The 17,203-nt window shown below is 42.5% G+C and carries 14 protein-coding genes and 2 tRNA genes; 12 read left to right on the forward strand and 4 right to left on the reverse strand.

Translation table 11 applies throughout. The annotated features are described in order from the left end of the window. Positions 1-173: 173 nt before the first annotated feature. From egtC to egtD, 3 genes are all read left to right on the forward strand, one after another. Positions 174-962, forward strand: coding sequence for an ergothioneine biosynthesis protein EgtC (egtC, locus tag ACM0OZ_RS39075; protein ID WP_414588234.1), 789 nt, complete (start codon positions 174-176; stop codon positions 960-962). Further along, positions 937-2,205: an ergothioneine biosynthesis protein EgtB gene (gene egtB, locus ACM0OZ_RS39080; RefSeq protein WP_414588236.1), complete on the forward strand. Its 1,269-nt coding sequence runs from the start codon at positions 937-939 to the stop codon at positions 2,203-2,205. Before egtC ends, egtB begins: the two co-directional genes overlap by 26 nt. 336 nt (positions 2,206-2,541) lie before the next feature. Next, positions 2,542-3,588: an L-histidine N(alpha)-methyltransferase gene (gene egtD / locus ACM0OZ_RS39085; RefSeq protein WP_414588238.1), complete on the forward strand. Its 1,047-nt coding sequence runs from the start codon at positions 2,542-2,544 to the stop codon at positions 3,586-3,588. A gap of 671 nt (positions 3,589-4,259) precedes the next feature. Here the strand turns inward: egtD and ACM0OZ_RS39090 are convergent. Next, positions 4,260-4,415, reverse strand: a complete 156-nt coding sequence (locus ACM0OZ_RS39090) for a hypothetical protein (RefSeq protein WP_414588239.1) — start codon at positions 4,413-4,415, stop codon at positions 4,260-4,262. Here ACM0OZ_RS39090 and ACM0OZ_RS39095 point away from each other — a divergent pair. The 5 genes from ACM0OZ_RS39095 (at position 4,409) to ACM0OZ_RS39115 (ending at position 8,837) form a co-directional block, all read left to right on the forward strand. Beyond that, positions 4,409-5,482 (forward strand): AAA family ATPase, encoded by a 1,074-nt coding sequence (locus tag ACM0OZ_RS39095; RefSeq protein WP_414588240.1) that lies wholly within the window; start codon positions 4,409-4,411, stop codon positions 5,480-5,482. The genes ACM0OZ_RS39090 and ACM0OZ_RS39095 overlap by 7 nt on opposite strands. A gap of 683 nt (positions 5,483-6,165) precedes the next feature. Next, positions 6,166-7,320 (forward strand): DUF2201 family putative metallopeptidase, encoded by a 1,155-nt coding sequence (locus tag ACM0OZ_RS39100; protein WP_414588241.1) that lies wholly within the window; start codon positions 6,166-6,168, stop codon positions 7,318-7,320. Between the two features lie 43 nt (positions 7,321-7,363). Then, the gene (locus ACM0OZ_RS39105) at positions 7,364-8,425 is read left to right on the forward strand and encodes a pentapeptide repeat-containing protein (protein WP_414588242.1); all 1,062 of its coding nucleotides are present in this window, start codon (positions 7,364-7,366) and stop codon (positions 8,423-8,425) included. 266 nt (positions 8,426-8,691) lie between these two features. Beyond that, positions 8,692-8,763, forward strand: a tRNA-OTHER gene (locus ACM0OZ_RS39110). A gap of 2 nt (positions 8,764-8,765) precedes the next feature. Then, positions 8,766-8,837: transfer RNA gene (locus ACM0OZ_RS39115), tRNA-Tyr, on the forward strand. Positions 8,838-8,970: 133 nt separating this feature from the next. Here the strand turns inward: ACM0OZ_RS39115 and ACM0OZ_RS39120 are convergent. Both ACM0OZ_RS39120 and ACM0OZ_RS39125 read right to left on the reverse strand, forming a co-directional pair. Beyond that, the gene (locus ACM0OZ_RS39120) at positions 8,971-9,579 is read right to left on the reverse strand and encodes a hypothetical protein (protein WP_414588243.1); all 609 of its coding nucleotides are present in this window, start codon (positions 9,577-9,579) and stop codon (positions 8,971-8,973) included. Positions 9,580-9,955: 376 nt separating this feature from the next. Next, the gene (locus tag ACM0OZ_RS39125) at positions 9,956-10,540 is read right to left on the reverse strand and encodes a thylakoid membrane photosystem I accumulation factor (protein WP_414588244.1); all 585 of its coding nucleotides are present in this window, start codon (positions 10,538-10,540) and stop codon (positions 9,956-9,958) included. A gap of 228 nt (positions 10,541-10,768) precedes the next feature. On the opposite strand from ACM0OZ_RS39125, the gene ACM0OZ_RS39130 reads away from it, so the two are divergent. From ACM0OZ_RS39130 to ACM0OZ_RS39145, 4 genes are all read left to right on the forward strand, one after another. Further along, positions 10,769-12,106, forward strand: a complete 1,338-nt coding sequence (locus ACM0OZ_RS39130) for a MurT ligase domain-containing protein (protein WP_414588245.1) — start codon at positions 10,769-10,771, stop codon at positions 12,104-12,106. Between the two features lie 17 nt (positions 12,107-12,123). Continuing rightward, on the forward strand, positions 12,124-12,705 hold the full coding sequence (locus tag ACM0OZ_RS39135) for an SH3 domain-containing protein (protein ID WP_414588246.1): 582 nt from the start codon (positions 12,124-12,126) through the stop codon (positions 12,703-12,705). 37 nt (positions 12,706-12,742) lie between these two features. Then, complete coding sequence (locus ACM0OZ_RS39140) at positions 12,743-13,552, forward strand: type 1 glutamine amidotransferase (protein WP_414588247.1); 810 nt, start codon at positions 12,743-12,745, stop codon at positions 13,550-13,552. Positions 13,553-15,217: 1,665 nt separating this feature from the next. Further along, positions 15,218-16,780, forward strand: coding sequence for an OmpA family protein (locus ACM0OZ_RS39145; RefSeq protein WP_414588248.1), 1,563 nt, complete (start codon positions 15,218-15,220; stop codon positions 16,778-16,780). A gap of 110 nt (positions 16,781-16,890) precedes the next feature. Here the strand turns inward: ACM0OZ_RS39145 and ACM0OZ_RS39150 are convergent, their stop codons facing one another. Beyond that, complete coding sequence (locus tag ACM0OZ_RS39150; RefSeq protein ID WP_414588249.1) at positions 16,891-17,085, reverse strand: hypothetical protein; 195 nt, start codon at positions 17,083-17,085, stop codon at positions 16,891-16,893. Between the last annotated feature and the right edge of the window lie 118 nt (positions 17,086-17,203).

Below are 17,203 nucleotides of genomic sequence, written 5' to 3' on the forward strand. Positions count from 1 at the left end.
TTAAAAATAGGGGGATGAAATCTTCCCACGCTAGTTTTGATAGGTAAAATTTTTGCACTAAAATTTTTGCACTATAAGGAGGCAGTGTATTATCATACCAAAAATTCATCCCCTATTTAGGAAATTCTCATCTTCAAAGCTTAATCTCTACAGCATGGAGCGCAAAAACCTTTATGTGCCGATTACTTGCCTACCTCGGTTCACCTGTTTCTCTAGAGCCTCTCCTGTACAAGCCTGAACACTCGCTTGTCGTTCAAAGCTATCAACCCCGCGAAATGCTCTCTGGAGTGGTGAATGCTGATGGCTTCGGTGTTGGTTGGTATCATCTTCAAAAGGATATCGAACCATTTACCTACAAAAGTACACTGCCTATTTGGAATGACATTAACCTGCCAAACCTCAGCCGCTACATTGAGTCAAGGTGTATGCTTGCTTATGTTCGCAGCGCAACAGCAGGTCAAGCACTCGATTTTAGTAACTGTCAGCCTTTTGAGTACCAACGTCTGCTATTTACTCATAATGGTAGAATCGATAAGTTTCGGCAGACACTATACAGACCAATACGCAGCCAGTTAAGCGATGAAATTTACCAGTGGATAAAGGGAACGACAGATTCAGAACATATTTTTGCTTTGCTGCTAAGCCAACGGCAAGCTAACCCTGATAAAAGTTTAGAGCAGGTTTTACAAATAACATTGCTTAAGCTTCAAGAATTAGCGCAAAGTTATCAAACCGATGTCTTCGCTAATGTCATCATCAGTGATGGACATCGCCTTATTGCTTCTCGCTTTAGCACAAAATCACCTGCTCCCTCTCTGTACTGGACAGCTGATCATCCCACTTTCCCCAAGTCCGTAATCATTGCATCGGAACCGCTCTCTACTGGAAATTGGATTCCTTGCTCTGAAAATAGCATCATCAGTGTTGGAGAAGACTGTGATATCCAAATTGCACAAATCTAGTTTAAAAGAAACATTTTTTCCTGCTTTTTCCCAATGTCGTGCCAAAACTCTGGCGTTATTTGAGGGGATTGACGAAGCTACTTTTTGCTCTCAAGCTCATCCCGACTTTAGCCCCATTGGATGGCATTTGGGGCATATTGCTTACACCGAGTCTCTATGGTTGCTAGAACGCAGCGCAGGTTTACCGTGCTTGTTCCCGCGATACCGCAAGCTCTTTGCAGCGGATGGTTTACCCAAAAAAGAGCGCGTCAAGTTGCCAAATCTAGAGGAAATCCGTTATTACCTAGACACAGTTAGAGAAAAAGTTTTGCATTACCTGGAAGTAGCGGATGTAGAGCAACAAGAGCGTCTTTGGCGCTTTATTCTTCAGCACGAAAGTCAACACAGCGAGATTATTTCTTTTGTTTTGGAATTGAGTAAGCAGCACAGAGGACAAGGGGACAAACAGACAAGGAGACAAGAAGAAATCTTCTCCCTTGTCTGTCCACCTCCCCATGATCTGAGCGAGATGATCCAAATTCCAGCAGGCGAATTTGAGATGGGTGATGATTCAGTTGATGCTTTGGATAACGAACAACCGGTACACAGAGTCTATTTAGAGACTTACAGGATTGACCGTTACCCTGTTACTTGCGCGCAATATCGAGTATTTATGGCAGCGGGAGGGTATCAAAATCCTCGTTGGTGGTCTAAAGCCGGTTGGGAATGGTTGCAAACTGAGCAGGTCACACAACCGCTCTACTGGTGCGAAAATCCCATGTGGGATCATCATCCAGTCTGTGGTGTTAGTTGGTACGAAGCTCAAGCCTACTCACGGTTTGTAGGTAAGCGCTTACCCACAGAAGCCGAATGGGAAAAAGCAGCTAGTTGGGATGCACAAGCTAATTGTCGTCGTATTTATCCTTGGGGAAATGAAGAACCAACGCTTAAGCATTGTAACCATGATAATTTCATAGGAAAAACAACGCCTGTAGATGCCTTTTCTATAGGGCAAAGCTTTTATGGTTTGTATGATGCTTTGGGAAATGTCTGGGAGTGGACGGGTTCCTGGTTTGATAGTTACCCAGGTTTCCAAAGTTATCCTTACATAGGATATTCGCAAGTTTATTTTGACCAACAGCACCGTGTTTTAAAAGGTGGTAGTTGGGCAACTCGTCCTTGGGCGCTGCGTTGTAGTTTTCGCAACTGGTATCATCCCTGCATACGCCAAATTTTGGCAGGTTTTCGCTGTGCTGCTGATTAGGGATTGGGTTTGTAGTAGTAGTTACAGCATTTTTTAGGTAAATCGACCACAATCCTGACCTCTCTCCTATAAGAAGAGAAGCTTACTCCCCTTCCCTTGTAGGGAAGGGGTTGGGGGTTAGGTTTCTTGGCACAGCCTAAAAGCGTGAAATTTGCTGTAAACCCTACTACAAACCCAATCCCTGTCAATTTTATGCAAAAATCCCAAAAGATAACAGTTACGCCTAATTAATCTTGCTCAGGCGTGATGTTATCAGTTATGGCTATGTGTTTCACTGGCTCAGGTTGGAGGTTTGCACCCAAAAGCAACCTATCACACCAAGCAAATGGAGGTTGAATGTCAATATCTAAAGCTGCCAGCAACAAGGTAAGTTCTCAAAATACTGTGGAAACGCGCTTAAAAATTAAGCGTTTGTTGGAACCAACTAAGGTTCTTTCTTCTAGTGCTGGAAGTGATGTCGTTAAGGGATTAACTCAAAAACCCAAGTCGTTACCCCCGCGTTACTTCTACGACAACCTGGGTTCTGAGCTATTTGAGCAAATCTGTGAGTTACCAGAATATTACTTGACGCGAACGGAAACGTCAATTTTGCAACAGTACGCCCCGGAAATTGCTCAAATCACAGGTTCTTGCGAACTCGTGGAACTTGGCAGCGGTAGCTCTACCAAAACACGCATTTTACTAGATGCTTATCATCAATTTGGCTACTTTCTGCGCTATGTACCAATTGATGTCAGTGCAGGTATGTTGGAAAGCAGCGCTCTTGCGCTACTAGGAGATTATCCCACATTACAAGTTCAAGCTCTGGCGGGAACTTACGAAATGGCACTGACACAACTTGAACCTACTTCATTACCTACTAGGATGATTTGTTTTATCGGAAGTAGTTTGGGTAATTTGAATCCGCAAGAGTGTAATGTATTTTTCTCTCAAATTACAGATGCCCTGCAAGTGGGAGAGTTTTTCTTATTGGGGGTAGACTTGCAAAAGCCAAAAGATTTGTTAGAAGCTGCCTATAATGACAGCCAAGGAGTGACTGCGGCGTTTAATCTCAATATGTTGCAGCATTTAAATCAGCGGTTTGAGGGCAATTTTGACACCACACAATTTGAACATTGGGCGTTTTACAACGAAACGGAAAACCAAATTGAGATGCATCTTAGGAGTTTGCGATCGCAAACCGTTCAATTACAGGCCCTGAACCTGAGTGTTCATTTAAGCTTAGGCGAAACTATCCTCACTGAAATTTCGCGCAAATTTGACCTCAATGTTATCCAGCAGGAGTTAAAAGCAAAGGGTTTAGTACCACAAAGAGTGTGGACTGATTCAAATCAATGGTTTGCTTTGTTACTGTGTCAAATGCAACCATTCACAGCAGTTTAACGGTGAGATGTAGTCAACTGATATAGCAATCATAAATCATAAGCCCTACGGGCACGCTACGCGTATGCCTGCGGCACACTCTGCGCTTACGTGAGAAACAAGAACCCCGACAACTTTTACGAAGTCGGGGTTCTGTGGCTTTCAATTCTCACAAATCAAATAAGATTGCTATATCTGGCATGATTATCATTTGTTGTTCCTGAGCGCCAGTGATTTCAATCAATAGCAAATAGCTCAAGTCCTTGAAAGAGGAATAAACGCTTTAATACACGAAGAAATCAGTCTATTTTGATGGACTTGAGCTATTTACTTAGAGTGAAAAGCCCAGGCGTGCAAGGGCGGTCATTCAGAAGAGTACAGGCTTTGAATAGATTTCATGTCAAGTTTAAACTCTAAAAATCCAATTTCTCTATGAAACTGGTTTGTGTCTTTATACTTACATTATGAATAGTTGAGTTTAGCATAGTCAAATAGAATGACTATGTTAAATTTGTAATGGGTGCGTTATATACTAAAAAAGCTGTTTAACTTGAGTGAGACAGCATCGTAAGAGTCAACTATCACCACTCAGCCTCAGCCATGTTCTTATCCTTGAATAAGAGGCAGTGGAAGAAAAAATTGGTGGAATTCGCCTGTAAGAAGTTGTTGCACATAGCATAGACTTAGCTCAATCAGTTGCCAGCAATCAAGCGCTCCTCCAGAACTGCTGCCAAGTTCTTGTAAGTAGCAGCGATGATATTACCATGTGTAATGTCACGGCTAACGCCAATACGCGACAAAAGTATTGTTGAAATTAGGAGAAAAATTTCTAATGATTTAAGTGTCAAATTACACCTTGGTAGGGTCAAAAGTCCTGCCAGCTTGGTTTCATTCATCCAAAATCCAAAATCGCATGACACCAGCAGACCTCAAAGCCTACCTTAACAATCTGTTGAGCCAGAACTTGCTTCTCAGCACAATGATTTGGGGACCTCCTGGTATTGGTAAATCCAGCATCGTCGCGCAACTGGCTCGCAAACATCAAATTGACTTTATAGACGTGCGTCTCTCCCAACTGGCTCCCACTGACTTAAGGGGTTTGCCAGTGCCTGAGGACGGTGTCTCTAAGTGGTATCCACCGGAATTTCTGCCTAGTTCTGGCAGAGGGATTTTGTTTTTAGATGAACTAAATATGGCTCCTCCAGCAATGCAGGGTGTAGCTCAACAGCTCATTCTTGACCGCCGTGTTGGATCTTACATCCTACCACAAGGTTGGTTTGTTTGGGCAGCAGGCAACCGTAAAGAAGACCGAGCGGCTGTATTTGATATGCCTTCTCCACTTGCGAATCGCTTTTTACATTTGCATGTTGAGCCGGACTTTCAAAGTTTCAAATCTTATGCTCTTTCTGCGAAAATTCACGAGCAAGTTATTGCTTTTCTCTCTTTCCGTACTACCCTACTACACAAACTTGATCCGCAGCAGCCTGCTTGGCCTTCTCCTCGCTCATGGGAGATGGCAAGTCAGCTACATACAGTTGGACTAGATATTGCTCCTGCTGTGGGAATAGCAACAGCTGCTGAGTTTAATGCTTACATCAAACTTTATGACAACCTGCCTAATTTAACTCAGATTTTTACAGGCAGAGGTGATGCGATCAAATTTCCGTCTGAACCTTCTGTGCGCTATGCCACAACTATTGGTTTAGCAATACGAGCGGCAGATGCTAACCAAGCTTACAATGCCTTTACTTGGATTTCTCAAGTAGCAGCAATGGAATGGGTACAGTTATTTGCTACAGACTTGTTTCGCACTATGCGAAGTAAAAAACAAATCGGTGCTTTGGCACAATTGGTACAAAAAGACGAGAATCTTCAAAAGTTTATTAAGGACTTTCAAGAGTTAATGGGTTTGTAGAATTTAGAATGCTGTTAATAGCAGGTAGAATATCTTGTTTGAGTAGATTTGTGCCAGTGTGAAAACTGTCTGAAATAATTAACAGTTATCAGTTATCAGTTTTATAAGGCTCGTTTAAGTAGCCCACTATATGCCTTTGCTGCTGTTCACTGGTCACTGATTTCACTATTTATCCCACACTGTAGCAATTAACTTGTTTCATTTTCAGTTACTGAGCAAGAAAAATGGAATTTTCGATTTATATCATTAGTTGTAGATGAAAACAACTAGGCAAGTATTTTTCTTGCCTAAAAACAAGAAAGTCATCTTGATAAATTGTTATGATTTTTGGAGAGTATGATGACAACACAAAATTTTGCAGCAATGACTCGAAAAGAGTTACTGAATTCTCTGCTCATATTTCTACATAATCAAAGGTTTTATGCATACATAGATAAAGTGAACGCTAAATCTGCTACAAAATTTTATTCAGCATCAGAATCAATATAATAATTCAGTCATCCGTTAAAGAGTTGTAAGACTATACTTTTCGGTTCTTCTTTCATCCCTTGGCGTCTTGTACGCCGAAGAGCGCGTCTACGTTTCAGAGAAAACTGCTATAGATGAGTTGAAATTATTTTCCCCAATTGTTGGAGGAATTCCGTCAAGAGTGAGAAAAAACTCTTAAAATTAGGGATAGAAAGATGAAGTTAGCAACAGAAACAAATAAGATTATCAGTGCCTCTATGCTGCGAGTGCGAATGAAGTCACCTTTTTTGGCAACTTTGGCGCTGTTTGCTCGCGTCATTTCGACTGAAAAAATTGCTACCGCAGCTACCGATGGAGAGGACATATTTATCAATCCCGATTTTGTCGCATCTCTTCCATCATCCCAAGTCGATGGTTTATTGTTACACGAAGTCTTGCACGCTGCTCTGCTTCATATCCCTCGTCGTGGTGCTAGGGAACAAATGCAGTGGAACATTGCCGCAGATATTGTTGTCAATGGCATGATTGCCCAACAAGATGGTTTTGAACTACCTGCGGGTGCTTTACGTGACCCAAAGCTAGAGAATTTGAGCGTCGAGGAGATTTATGAATTACTGCTGAAACAGAATAGGCGTTGTCTGAACTGTGAAACAGACTTATTATATGAGCCATTATATGGAACTTCTGCATCTAATAAATGTGGTGGTATTCTAGACCAGGCAAAACAAGCAGCTTTGGAAGCTCACTGGCGTAACGCTATGCAACAGGCGATCGCCGTAGCGCGGTCTAGCAACAGCCAGGGTAGCATACCAGCAGGATGGCAACGAGAACTGGGAGCCTTAAGCGAAGCGCAGCTCAACTGGCGTTCTTACCTATGGCGTTACTTAGTGCAAACACCAACAGATTTCACAGGCTTTGACCGCCGCTTTATTGGTCAACGGCTTTACCTAGAAGCGCTTGAAGGTGAGACGGTGCAGGTATTCGTGGCTGTGGATACGAGTGGTTCTGTAGGCGACCATGAACTACGACTTTTCCTTAGCGAAGTCACAGGAATTATCGATGCTTACCCGCACTTAAAATGTCAACTTTATTATGCAGCAGCAGATGTCTACGGACCCTACAACCTGGCAATAAACAGCCAACTCCCCAAACCAATGGGTGGTGGCGGGACATCTTTTGTCCCCTTTTTTGAAACAGTTAGCGAGCAAGCTGACTGGCATAGTAGTCGTGTCTGTGTTTACCTCACCGATGGATACGGGACTTTTCCCGAACAACGTCCTGCTTTTCCTGTTTTGTGGGTAGTGACTCCCGGTGGGTTGGACTTAGAAGCATTTCCCTTTGGAGAAACCGTAAGGCTCTTAAGCTGTTAGCGATTCCCTATTTTCCCTTGCCCGCTCCTCTTCATAGAACGCAATGTCAGAAAAACCGAATTTTGTTTCTCAGTCTGAACTCCTTTCCATACTGGCTCAAGGTGTAGCGACTTGGAACGAGTTTAGGACGAGGAGTGTATATCCCGAGAGGATATATCTCAACCTAAGCAAGGTAAACCTGAGCGGCGCACACCTCACAAAAGTGAACTTCAGAGAGGTGAATCTCAGTTGGGCAGACTTGAGAGGAGTGGATCTGAGTCAGGCTAAACTTTACAAAGCAAATCTCACTCATGCCAACTTAAGTGATGCAAATTTATCTGGCGCAAATCTCAATGGCGCTATCTTGACTGGAGTTGTTCTCCAAGGAGCTAACCTTGATGGAGTAAACCTCAGCAGGACTGACTTGAGTGAATTTGATTTCAGTGAAACTCAGTTGCAAAAGGTGAATTTTTGCAAAGCCAACCTTAGTAGAGCCAACTTTAGGAAAGCGAGTCTCAGCAAATCTCACTTAATCAAAGCCAACCTGCAACAAGTAGACTTTAGCGAAGCTGATTTAACTGGTGTTAACCTCAAAGGGTCTAATCTTGATAGAGCAAACCTGAGTGGACTTAACCTTAGCCAGTTGAACTTGAGCCGAGCAGATTTACACGGCGCAAATCTCAAGGGTGCGAATCTCACAGCAGCCAACTTGAGTGGAGCAAACTTATACAGAGCAAAACTCAACGGGTCAAAACTCAGCAAAGCTAATCTCATTCAGGCAAACTTACTAGATGCTGACTTAACAGGAACTGACTTAACGGGAGTGAATCTGAAAAACTCTGATCTCAGCGAATATAACCTTAGTGGATTTAATCTGAGTGGAATTAACTTAAGTGGTGCTAATCTCAGAAACGCCAATCTGAGCGAGGCGAACCTGATTGGGGCTGACTTAAGCGGAGCAAACCTATGGAATGCTAATCTGAGGAATGCTAATCTCTTAGGAACTGACTTGAGCAGAGCGGATCTTAGGTATGCCAACCTCTTAGGAGCAAATATCTTAGGAGCTGACCTAACTGCCGCAATTCTCCGGAGAGTGACAATGCCTAATGGTACAGTATATAACTGAGTGCCGGATCGGATTCTCCTCTAGGGTTGGGGAGGTTCCCTTGGTTATAAGGACTGGCGTCCGGTTTCCCGTCTTGTAAGCCGTATATCCTAAGCCCTGCGGGCATACTTCGTATAAGCGCTAGGCGCACACTTTGCGGTTATGGACACACTACGCGTGATCGTAGGACGGGCTAGGTAATCGTAACTATAACTAATAGCTGATGACCAAAAGGTAGATTTATCAATATATTATTTACTATTAACCAATACAAAGTTCTTTCTTGTGGCGGTGTAGCTTAATGGCAAAGCACGTGTCTGCCAACACGAATGATAACCGTTTGATTCGGTTCACTGCCAACAGCAACGTAGTTCAAGCAGGAGAATTCCTGGGTATACACCAGGAGATGCGGGTGCAAATCCCGTCGTTGCTATATAATACTAGAATTAGGCACTCTTGTCTGAACAGATTTTTTAATAGTTTTTAGTAATATTCCAAAGAATACTAAGCCCTTAAGTCGGTTGGTTATACCAGAATACGTGAGCATTGTCCACCCGACTTTTCACTTAACCAATAGGACGATGACCTGGATTGACGGCATGAATCGACTCACTGCCTGAGATTGGAAAGCCTCTTTTATAACAGGCTTCCTCTGGTTGCCCCCATCCTAAGTGTAATATTATTTCCAAAAAGTTAGTATTTTCCCACTTCCATAAACTTGTCCATTCTGTTCTGTGAGCAATTCTATCTACATCAGCTTTTATAATTTGTTGATACGTTTTACCATGATTACAACTTAAGTACAAGTCCATACCCACAGTGACTTCATTCCAAAATTCCAATATGTCATTTTTCGCCGCTTTTAATGTTTCTATGTCACTTGATAAAGCAATTAACTGAGCATCTACTTCTGGATAGCGCAAAGTTTTACCTTTAACAGCAACTTCACGCCAGACAATACCTGAAACTTGATGTTCCCTTTGGTATTCGTGAATGGTCGCTTTAAAATCTTGGTATGCCGTGAACTTTTGTAGCCCATCGGTTCTGATAAACTGGTCTATCACAGGATTGCCAGAGACAGTGACTGCTAACTTCAGGCGTTTTCCTGTAAGACAAGCTTGGCGTTCAGACCGCAGAATTTGGATTAGTTGCTCGGTAGTGTAAACCTTTGACATCAGAGCACACTCTACTCGTCATTAGTGAGCCAGCGCGAATGACGGCTTTCCCGACCTAGGCGACTGGTGAGTCCAGTCAGTCATCGGCGGGTTTCCCGCGCCCCCTTAACTGGCGTAAGCGCAAAGCGTCCCGTGAGGGATACGCGCAGCGTCTGGGAAGGAGATACCCGAAGGGCGTTGGCGCAGCCTCTGGGGAGGAGATACCCGAAGGGTCAATAGTCATTATTTATTGAGTTACTTATTCCTGACTTCCTAGGTCCTCAGTTCTCAATAATTTTTAAATATTGTTCGTACAAATTATCCTTCAGAATTCATTGCTTTGTGGTATCTAATAAGACGAAATAACAGGGCAGACAAATTTTGTCTGCCCGACTAGTTACTTAGCTAACTCACTACTAAACTCATTGAACGCTCGCCGCTTCAATTGCACGGATTCGGTACGAGGTAGCAAATTAAACACTTCTCGAAACCTGTCGTCTATTTCCTCATAGGGGACTTGACCTTTTTTATTCAAAACAACCTCACCTGACTGATTAAACACGACAACTTGGGGAACAGCCCCAGAGTAGTAATAACCGGGTTCCGTGGTGCTATAGGTTTGTTTGGCAGGGATAGTATCCACATTAACAGGTATAATTTCTGCTGCCCGACCGTAAAATTCTTGTACTGTTGAAATGACAATAGCATATTTCTTACTATCGCTGCTGTCATCTACATAGAAAGCCAAAAAGGTGGGTCTATGCTCCGCTAAAGCCTTTGCTAGCGTTGCTTTGGGAGGAACTAGTGAACCATTACCCGCATAAACCACAAAAAGATTGCCGTCATATCTATCATCATTTATACCAGCAACAGCTGATTGCATATCTAGAAATGACAAGCAACTAAGCAGCAGGAATATGGATAACAATCGCCGCCAGTTTGGAATGAGATTCTGTAAAAAGCGCCACTTTATGCAATTCATCAAAACGAACCTTCTCACGTCTTTTTTTTTCTAAGTTTGTGCTGAATTTAGCAAACTGGGGTGGAAATAAGGGGACAACCAATAATGAGTTAACTAAAATGTCACCTGTACTCTATTATCTGTCATCTGTTGGACTGGCTATTTTGGCAACGATTCGCGAAAATACATGATTAAATTTGAAACTTAGAGTTACAAAGTAGTAACACTCAAGCATACTAGGGTACTGATGTGGGAAACAAAATTCAACTGATAGACAGGATACGATTGGCTTTTGCTGTGTCAGTGGCAAAAAGCGTCACTTTCGGAGTGCGATCGCTGCGCTTGGGTGCAGCTAGTGTTTTACCAGGTTCTCTGGCGCGTCGCATTGAACCCCGACTGTTGCAGTTATTAACTCAGCAGGTGAAGAACGGGGTGATTTTGATTGCTGGTACCAATGGCAAAACGACCACATCGCTACTTCTTGTCACGATTCTAGAACGCAAAGGGTATCGCGTTGCTCACAACTCTACAGGCGCGAATTTAGAAAACGGTTTGATGACAGCACTGTTGTCAAGTACCAACTTAATAGGTAATTTAGATGTTGATTACGCTATTTTAGAGGTCGATGAAAATATCCTACCGAAAATTTTGACACCGATTCAGCCTCGGATTATTCTGTGCTTAAACCTGTTCCGGGATCAACTCGATAGGTATGGGGAAGTTGACACAATTAGCAAGCGCTGGACAAAAATCATTTCTACGCTTCCACCAGAAACAGTTGTTATTCCTAATGCTGATGATCCAACTTTATCTTATCTTGGTCAGCAGTTACCCCAACGGGTATTATTCTTTGGCTTAAATGAGCCAGAAAATTATCTAGATGAAATTCCTCACGCCGTTGATTCAATATTTTGTCCCAATTGCGGACACTCTTTAGATTACAAAGGTGTTTACTTGTCTCATTTAGGAGATTTCCAATGTCCTAAATGCGGCTTTAGTAGAAGTCAACCTGTGCTTGATAGCAGCGAATTTCCCCAAATTCTTGTAGGTTTATACAACAAATATAATACTTTGGCAGCCGCTACTGCTGCTCGTGAGTTAGGAGTTGATGAAGCAACTATCCTGGATACGATTAACAATTTCCAAGCTGCATTTGGTCGTGCTGAAGACTTAGAAATTAATGGCAAACGGGTACGAATTTTGTTGTCAAAAAATCCGGTAGGAACGAATGAAACAATTCGTGTCGTAACTCAAAGTCATGATAAAACGACACTGCTTGTATTGAATGACCGGACACCCGATGGGACTGATGTATCGTGGATTTGGGATGTAGATACAGAGAAATTGGTGGAACGGGGAGGGACTTTAGTTGTGAGTGGCGATCGCCTCTATGACATGGCGCTGCGTCTACGCTACAGCGAAAAGACTCCTGATAGTCATTTTAATTTAATTGTCGAAGAAGATTTGCGGCAAGCAATTGCAACTGCGCTGGAACACACACCAGAAAACGAAACATTACACATTCTTCCTACCTATTCAGCCATGCTAGAAGTGCGAGAAGTCCTGACAGGTCGGAAGATTTTGTAATTAGAGGAAAAAGTGCCATGAAGCACATAGCTTTTGTCTCTACGGTGTTGGCTAGCTTTACGGCTTGCCAATTTTCTCAAAAAGTACCGACTTGTTATGCGCTTACAAAGACCCAACCTATTTTATTAGCACAAAGAACACCTGCAAAACAGGTACCTTGTCGATTTGATGCATACATTATTGATAAAGATCCCCAAGGTTTGAATGTGCGTTCTAGTCCTGGTTCTAACCAGCAGGTCATTGCTAAGATCCCGACAAACACTGAAGGTGTGATTGCGACTGTTACCGCTTGTCAAGGCGATTGGGTACAAATAAGTCAAGCCGAAACTATAGGAGGAACAGCTGTATTTTCGGCTAAAAAAGGATGGGTTTATGCTCCCTTGTTAGGGACTAGCACTCGCGGCTATGGTAGCAAGGGCGGCGTTTTTGTTTATGCTAGCCCTAGTAGCCAAAGCCGCAAGTTAGGAAAAATTCCTGCAACGACTGAGGTGAAGCTTTTGGGCGGGAATGGACAATGGGCGTTTGTTGAATACAAAAACTTGAAAGGATGGTTAGCACCAGAAGAGCAATGTGGCAATCCTGTGACTACCTGTCCCTAAAGAAAAATCATAAGTGAGAAGTTACGAGTTAAGAGATATGAGTGATCAACAGTATAAGTTAACAATTGGCTGGCTGTATCCAAAGCTGATGAGTACTTACGGTGACAGAGGTAATGTCATCTGTATAGAACGCCGTAGTCAGTGGCGAGGATACGATGTCAAAGTATTACCTTTAGATCAAAGTGCTACAGTCACTGATATTCGTTCGGTAGATGTGATTGTTGGTGGTGGCGCACAAGATCGTCAGCAAGAAATAGTTATGCGCGATTTGCAGGGTGCGAAAGCAGAAGCAATACGCGAGAAGATTGAAAATGGAACTCCAGGAGTGTTTACCTGTGGTTCACCCCAGTTGTTGGGACACTATTATGAACCAGCTTTTGGACAGCGTATTGAAGGCTTGGGGATATTAGATTTGGTGTCTGTGCATCCTGGGGAAAATGTCCGTCGCTGTATTGGAAATTTGGTCATAGAAGTGACAGCGACTCGTTTGGCGCGGGACTTGGAAGAGATGACGGGTAGTAAAGCTTATTTGATTGGTTTTGAAAATCACGGCGGACGCACGAAGCTGGGAAAGGTGGAAGCACTGGGGCGTGTGGCGTACGGGTTGGGTAACAATGGCGAAGATGGGACAGAAGGAGCATTTTATCAGAATGCCATAGCTACCTATTCCCACGGTCCTCTGTTACCAAAAAATCCCTTTGTCGCTGACTGGTTGATTCAAACAGCGTTGCGACTGAAGTATCAACAGCCTATTTCTCTACCGCTGCTAAATGATCCCCTTGCTATGCAGGCGCGGGAGGCTATGTTTAAGCGGTTGAAAGTTAATGTCCCAACTCTTGTGCAATGAGAGACAAGCCGTCCTGAGTGTGGTACTATTAAGAATTAAACTCTACTCCGCATCGAAATCCTTAGTTGAGGGTTTAAACCTTTGGCGAAGGAGATGTTTGAGGTTGGCAATAACCCAGATTTACCTGCTAAAGTCACAACCGTGACTAAACCTAAAAAAACGTAACCTTGTCGCAGTAATCTACTACTTTGGGTGCAAAGAACAAAGCAGGTAACTCTCAGAAATTTGGTTAGGTGCAACTATCTAGAACTATTTTTGAATAAGAATGTTGAGCGCAGTTCCTACCCATAATCGTTGTTATTTGGGTAGGGAAACGCAAAACTAGTATAGGCATGCGTCCTTTGTATTTCCTTCAAAGGACACAGGCTTAGCTACATTATTTCTTCTGGGTTTATTGATTATAACTTTTCTTGATTTAACACATATTCTCATGTATATTAATATTAGATTATTTAATAGTTGAGTTCGGTTAAAGTCGAGCCAATGAGTAAACAACGAACTAAAAAGAAGGCTAAAGAAAAGCGAAATCAATATGTGAACACAACCGATATTTGGGATGTGATAGTAATGCCTACTCACAAACATTAAATGGTTTTGAGTGTTAACAAAGAGCGCAAAAATATAACAACGCTAGTTCTGATTGTTAATGCTCAGTGGGTAAATTTGGAACCATTAACAGTAAAAGAACGGATTAACGTCACTTACTAAATTTTCTTCTGCTAACAATACAACGCGGATATAAACGCCTGCTACCTTGGTGCAAGGTAGTGGTATTGTCTGCTGTTGGTAATAGAAACTTTTCTAGAGTATTCAGCTCACGAAAGTCTTGACGGCGCACCGAGAACGCCGAGAACTTTGGGAACGTTGAAAAGTCTAGTACACTAGGGCGCAACCATGCCTACCCATAATCTCTAATTTGGGTAGGGTGCCTTCAATTGCCTTGTTAATTGGTTCTTTAATTGATATTAGCCGCAGAGCAAATGCCTGCTAAATCAACCCTGGTATTACGATTATAGGATTTACGCACTGTCCAAAGAGAAGATTATGTGCATTAACTAAACTGCAACTTTAACAAGTTTTTGTTAAGCCTTTTTACAAAATCCTCAGTATTTTCTCACCTTTTATATGTATTTTCAATATGAAAGTTCTGATTGAGACAAAGAAATGCATCTTAAATCAGTTATCAGTTATCAGTTATCAGTTATCAGTCAGTCAGGCGTATGGTGGGGGATTTAGACCCGCCACCAACGCCTTCTGTGCTCTTGGTGGGGGACGCGCGACCACTCGTATTTAACTGATAACTGCGGCTGGTACTGTTCACTGTTAAAAACAGTTCAAACCGAAAATTTCACCCAATTCACATAATCAAGTTTTTGAAAATGCGTAACTTCTAGATTATTACTTTTTTGCCAAAATGGTTAAGGAATTGGAATTTGAGTTTGAGTGGGTGCACTAGTTTAGGAGAAAGTAGGCAATAGGAATTTTGAATGCCTATATTGTGGAATTAAGAAATGCTAAGACTATCAACTAAATTCTTACGGTATTACCTTAAGTACAGATGTGTCTTTGTCCCAAGCCAAATCATTTGTGTAAAGTAATTTTTTTCCTTCTCTCACCTTTTAGGTTTTTTTTTGCAATTCTTTTAAAGATTCAACATTTTTGCGTATGAGTAAGTATGACAATCCGGTTGCATGGTTCTTGGGTGTTGGCATAACGTTTAGTCTGGTGGGCTGGGTTATTTTTACGTTGACAGTTCAACTTAGTTTTAAATTGATTAAAGGTGTAGAACATCAAATAGAAAATAAATCCGAGAAAGTTTCATTTACCATTTTGGGAGACACCTTCAGTGGTTACAGTACTTTCCGTAGTGCAGTGTTTCAGACCGCAGTGGAAGAAGTTGGGTTAAGCCTCCGTTATCAAGATGAGTTCGATCAGGCTAAAAGAGCTCAGCGTTTGAATAAGGGAGAAGCTGACTTACTGGTAACGACTTTAGATCAGTTTCTTAAACAAAAGCCCGACGGAAAAATTATCGGGTTGATTGACCGGACTGTAGGTGCAGATGCACTTGTTTTAAATACTAAAAAGTATCCCAATCTGAAGTCGCTGATGGATTTGAATCAGTTGGTACTGCAAGCACAAGAAAAGGGACAGCAGTTAGGAATTACCTTTGCTGGCGATACCCCCAGCGAGTTCCTGTTAGAACTGATTGTAAGTAGCAAATTTGAGGCTTTTAAGCTGTCAAACTTCCAAATAACTAAAGTGCAAGATGCTTCTGATGGTTGGAAGCTGTTGCAAGATCCCAATCAAAATATAGCAGTAGCCGTTATTTGGGAACCTTTTGTCACTCAAGCGCGGCAGAAAGGGTACAAGGTCATATTATCCAGCAAGGATGCACCGCAAGCAATTGTAGATGTGGTTGTTGCTTCCAACCGTCTTATCCAGTCTCAACCAGAGAAGATTTCAGAATTACTTGGAGTTTACTACCGCCACATAGATGTGAGTGTCCGCAACCCGAACCAGTTGCAGACACAAATTGCTGCGGATGGCAAACTATCTGCAACTGACGCAGCAGCAGTTTTGCAGGGTATAGAGTTTTTTACCTCCGTTGAAGCCCAAAAGTGGTTCGTAGATGGAACTTTAGATAAGCGAATTCGATCTACAGCAGCGGTGCTGACGCTGACAGGCAAACTGAATCAGGTTCCCCAAAACCCCAAGGATTTGTATACCTCTAAATTCATTGCAAAGGCGACAACTAATACGCAAAAGCTGACTGACTTGGTGCGTGCTGATAACCTGGAACTAACAAAGAAACTGGAAGGCAAAACAGAGAAAACTTTTGCTGCTACTGTCGATGCTGACAAGATTAAAACTGCTCCTGGTATCGGTAACTTGCAAGTACAAGGAGAAATCAAATTTGCAACTAACTCCTCGAAACTGACAGATGAGGGTAAGCAAACGCTGAATAAGCTGGCTGAGCAAATTGCACAATTCAACGAGAAAACTGTTGCTGTCAGGGTGATTGGTCATACTTCTAAGTTTGGCGATGTTAACATTAACCAAACCATTAGTGAACAACGGGTGCAGGCGGTAGCTAACTATCTGCGATCGCGGGGTCTCAAGCATAAAATTGTAGCTGTAAGAGAAGGCTCTAGCAAAGCACTACCTAGCGTTGCTGCCAAAGACCAACGCAACCAACCTACAGCAATTCACCTAGTTCGCGTTAATTAGGAGAGTGAAAAAAAGTAGGGTGTCAATCCCGCTAACGCACCAATCCACTAAGGCAAGGAGCTATTTTAGGCTGCAAACCATTCAGAAAATCCAAAACGGTTGCTAAACCATCAAGCTTCGGCATTTGCTAACCGCTCCAATGCAGCAGTGAAAGCCTCTGTACCAACCATTTTTGATTGACTTAGGGCAACTTCAGCAGCTTGACCTAAAACTATATCCTCAGTAGTTGCTTGAATTGCTTCTCGGTCTAAGTCCTGGAAAACTTCCTCTGCTGATTGATAGCGTTGGCTAATGCCTGGTTGCAATAGCTTGTTTAGTATTTGGATGAGTTCATCACTGATATCTCTCGTTTCTAATCTGTCTGTTAACTGCTACGTAAATCCTAGACAAGTCTAGACATTCTACTTCTTTCTTCTCGGGGAG

This window comes from Scytonema sp. PCC 10023 (assembly GCF_963920835.1).
GTDB lineage: Bacteria > Cyanobacteriota > Cyanobacteriia > Cyanobacteriales > Nostocaceae > Kalymmatonema.

What these genes read in the sequence shown, in the direction of transcription:
- egtC (WP_414588234.1), top strand. Translation starts at nt 174, where the DNA reads ATGTGCCGATTACTTGCCTACCTCGGTTCACCTGTTTCTCTAGAGCCT.
- egtD (WP_414588238.1), top strand. Translation starts at nt 2,542, where the DNA reads ATGTCAATATCTAAAGCTGCCAGCAACAAGGTAAGTTCTCAAAATACT.
- ACM0OZ_RS39100 (WP_414588241.1), top strand. Translation starts at nt 6,166, where the DNA reads ATGAAGTTAGCAACAGAAACAAATAAGATTATCAGTGCCTCTATGCTG.
- ACM0OZ_RS39105 (WP_414588242.1), top strand. Translation starts at nt 7,364, where the DNA reads ATGTCAGAAAAACCGAATTTTGTTTCTCAGTCTGAACTCCTTTCCATA.
- ACM0OZ_RS39120 (WP_414588243.1), bottom strand. Translation starts at nt 9,579, where the DNA reads ATGTCAAAGGTTTACACTACCGAGCAACTAATCCAAATTCTGCGGTCT.
- ACM0OZ_RS39125 (WP_414588244.1), bottom strand. Translation starts at nt 10,540, where the DNA reads ATGAATTGCATAAAGTGGCGCTTTTTACAGAATCTCATTCCAAACTGG.
- ACM0OZ_RS39135 (WP_414588246.1), top strand. Translation starts at nt 12,124, where the DNA reads ATGAAGCACATAGCTTTTGTCTCTACGGTGTTGGCTAGCTTTACGGCT.
- ACM0OZ_RS39140 (WP_414588247.1), top strand. Translation starts at nt 12,743, where the DNA reads ATGAGTGATCAACAGTATAAGTTAACAATTGGCTGGCTGTATCCAAAG.
- ACM0OZ_RS39145 (WP_414588248.1), top strand. Translation starts at nt 15,218, where the DNA reads ATGAGTAAGTATGACAATCCGGTTGCATGGTTCTTGGGTGTTGGCATA.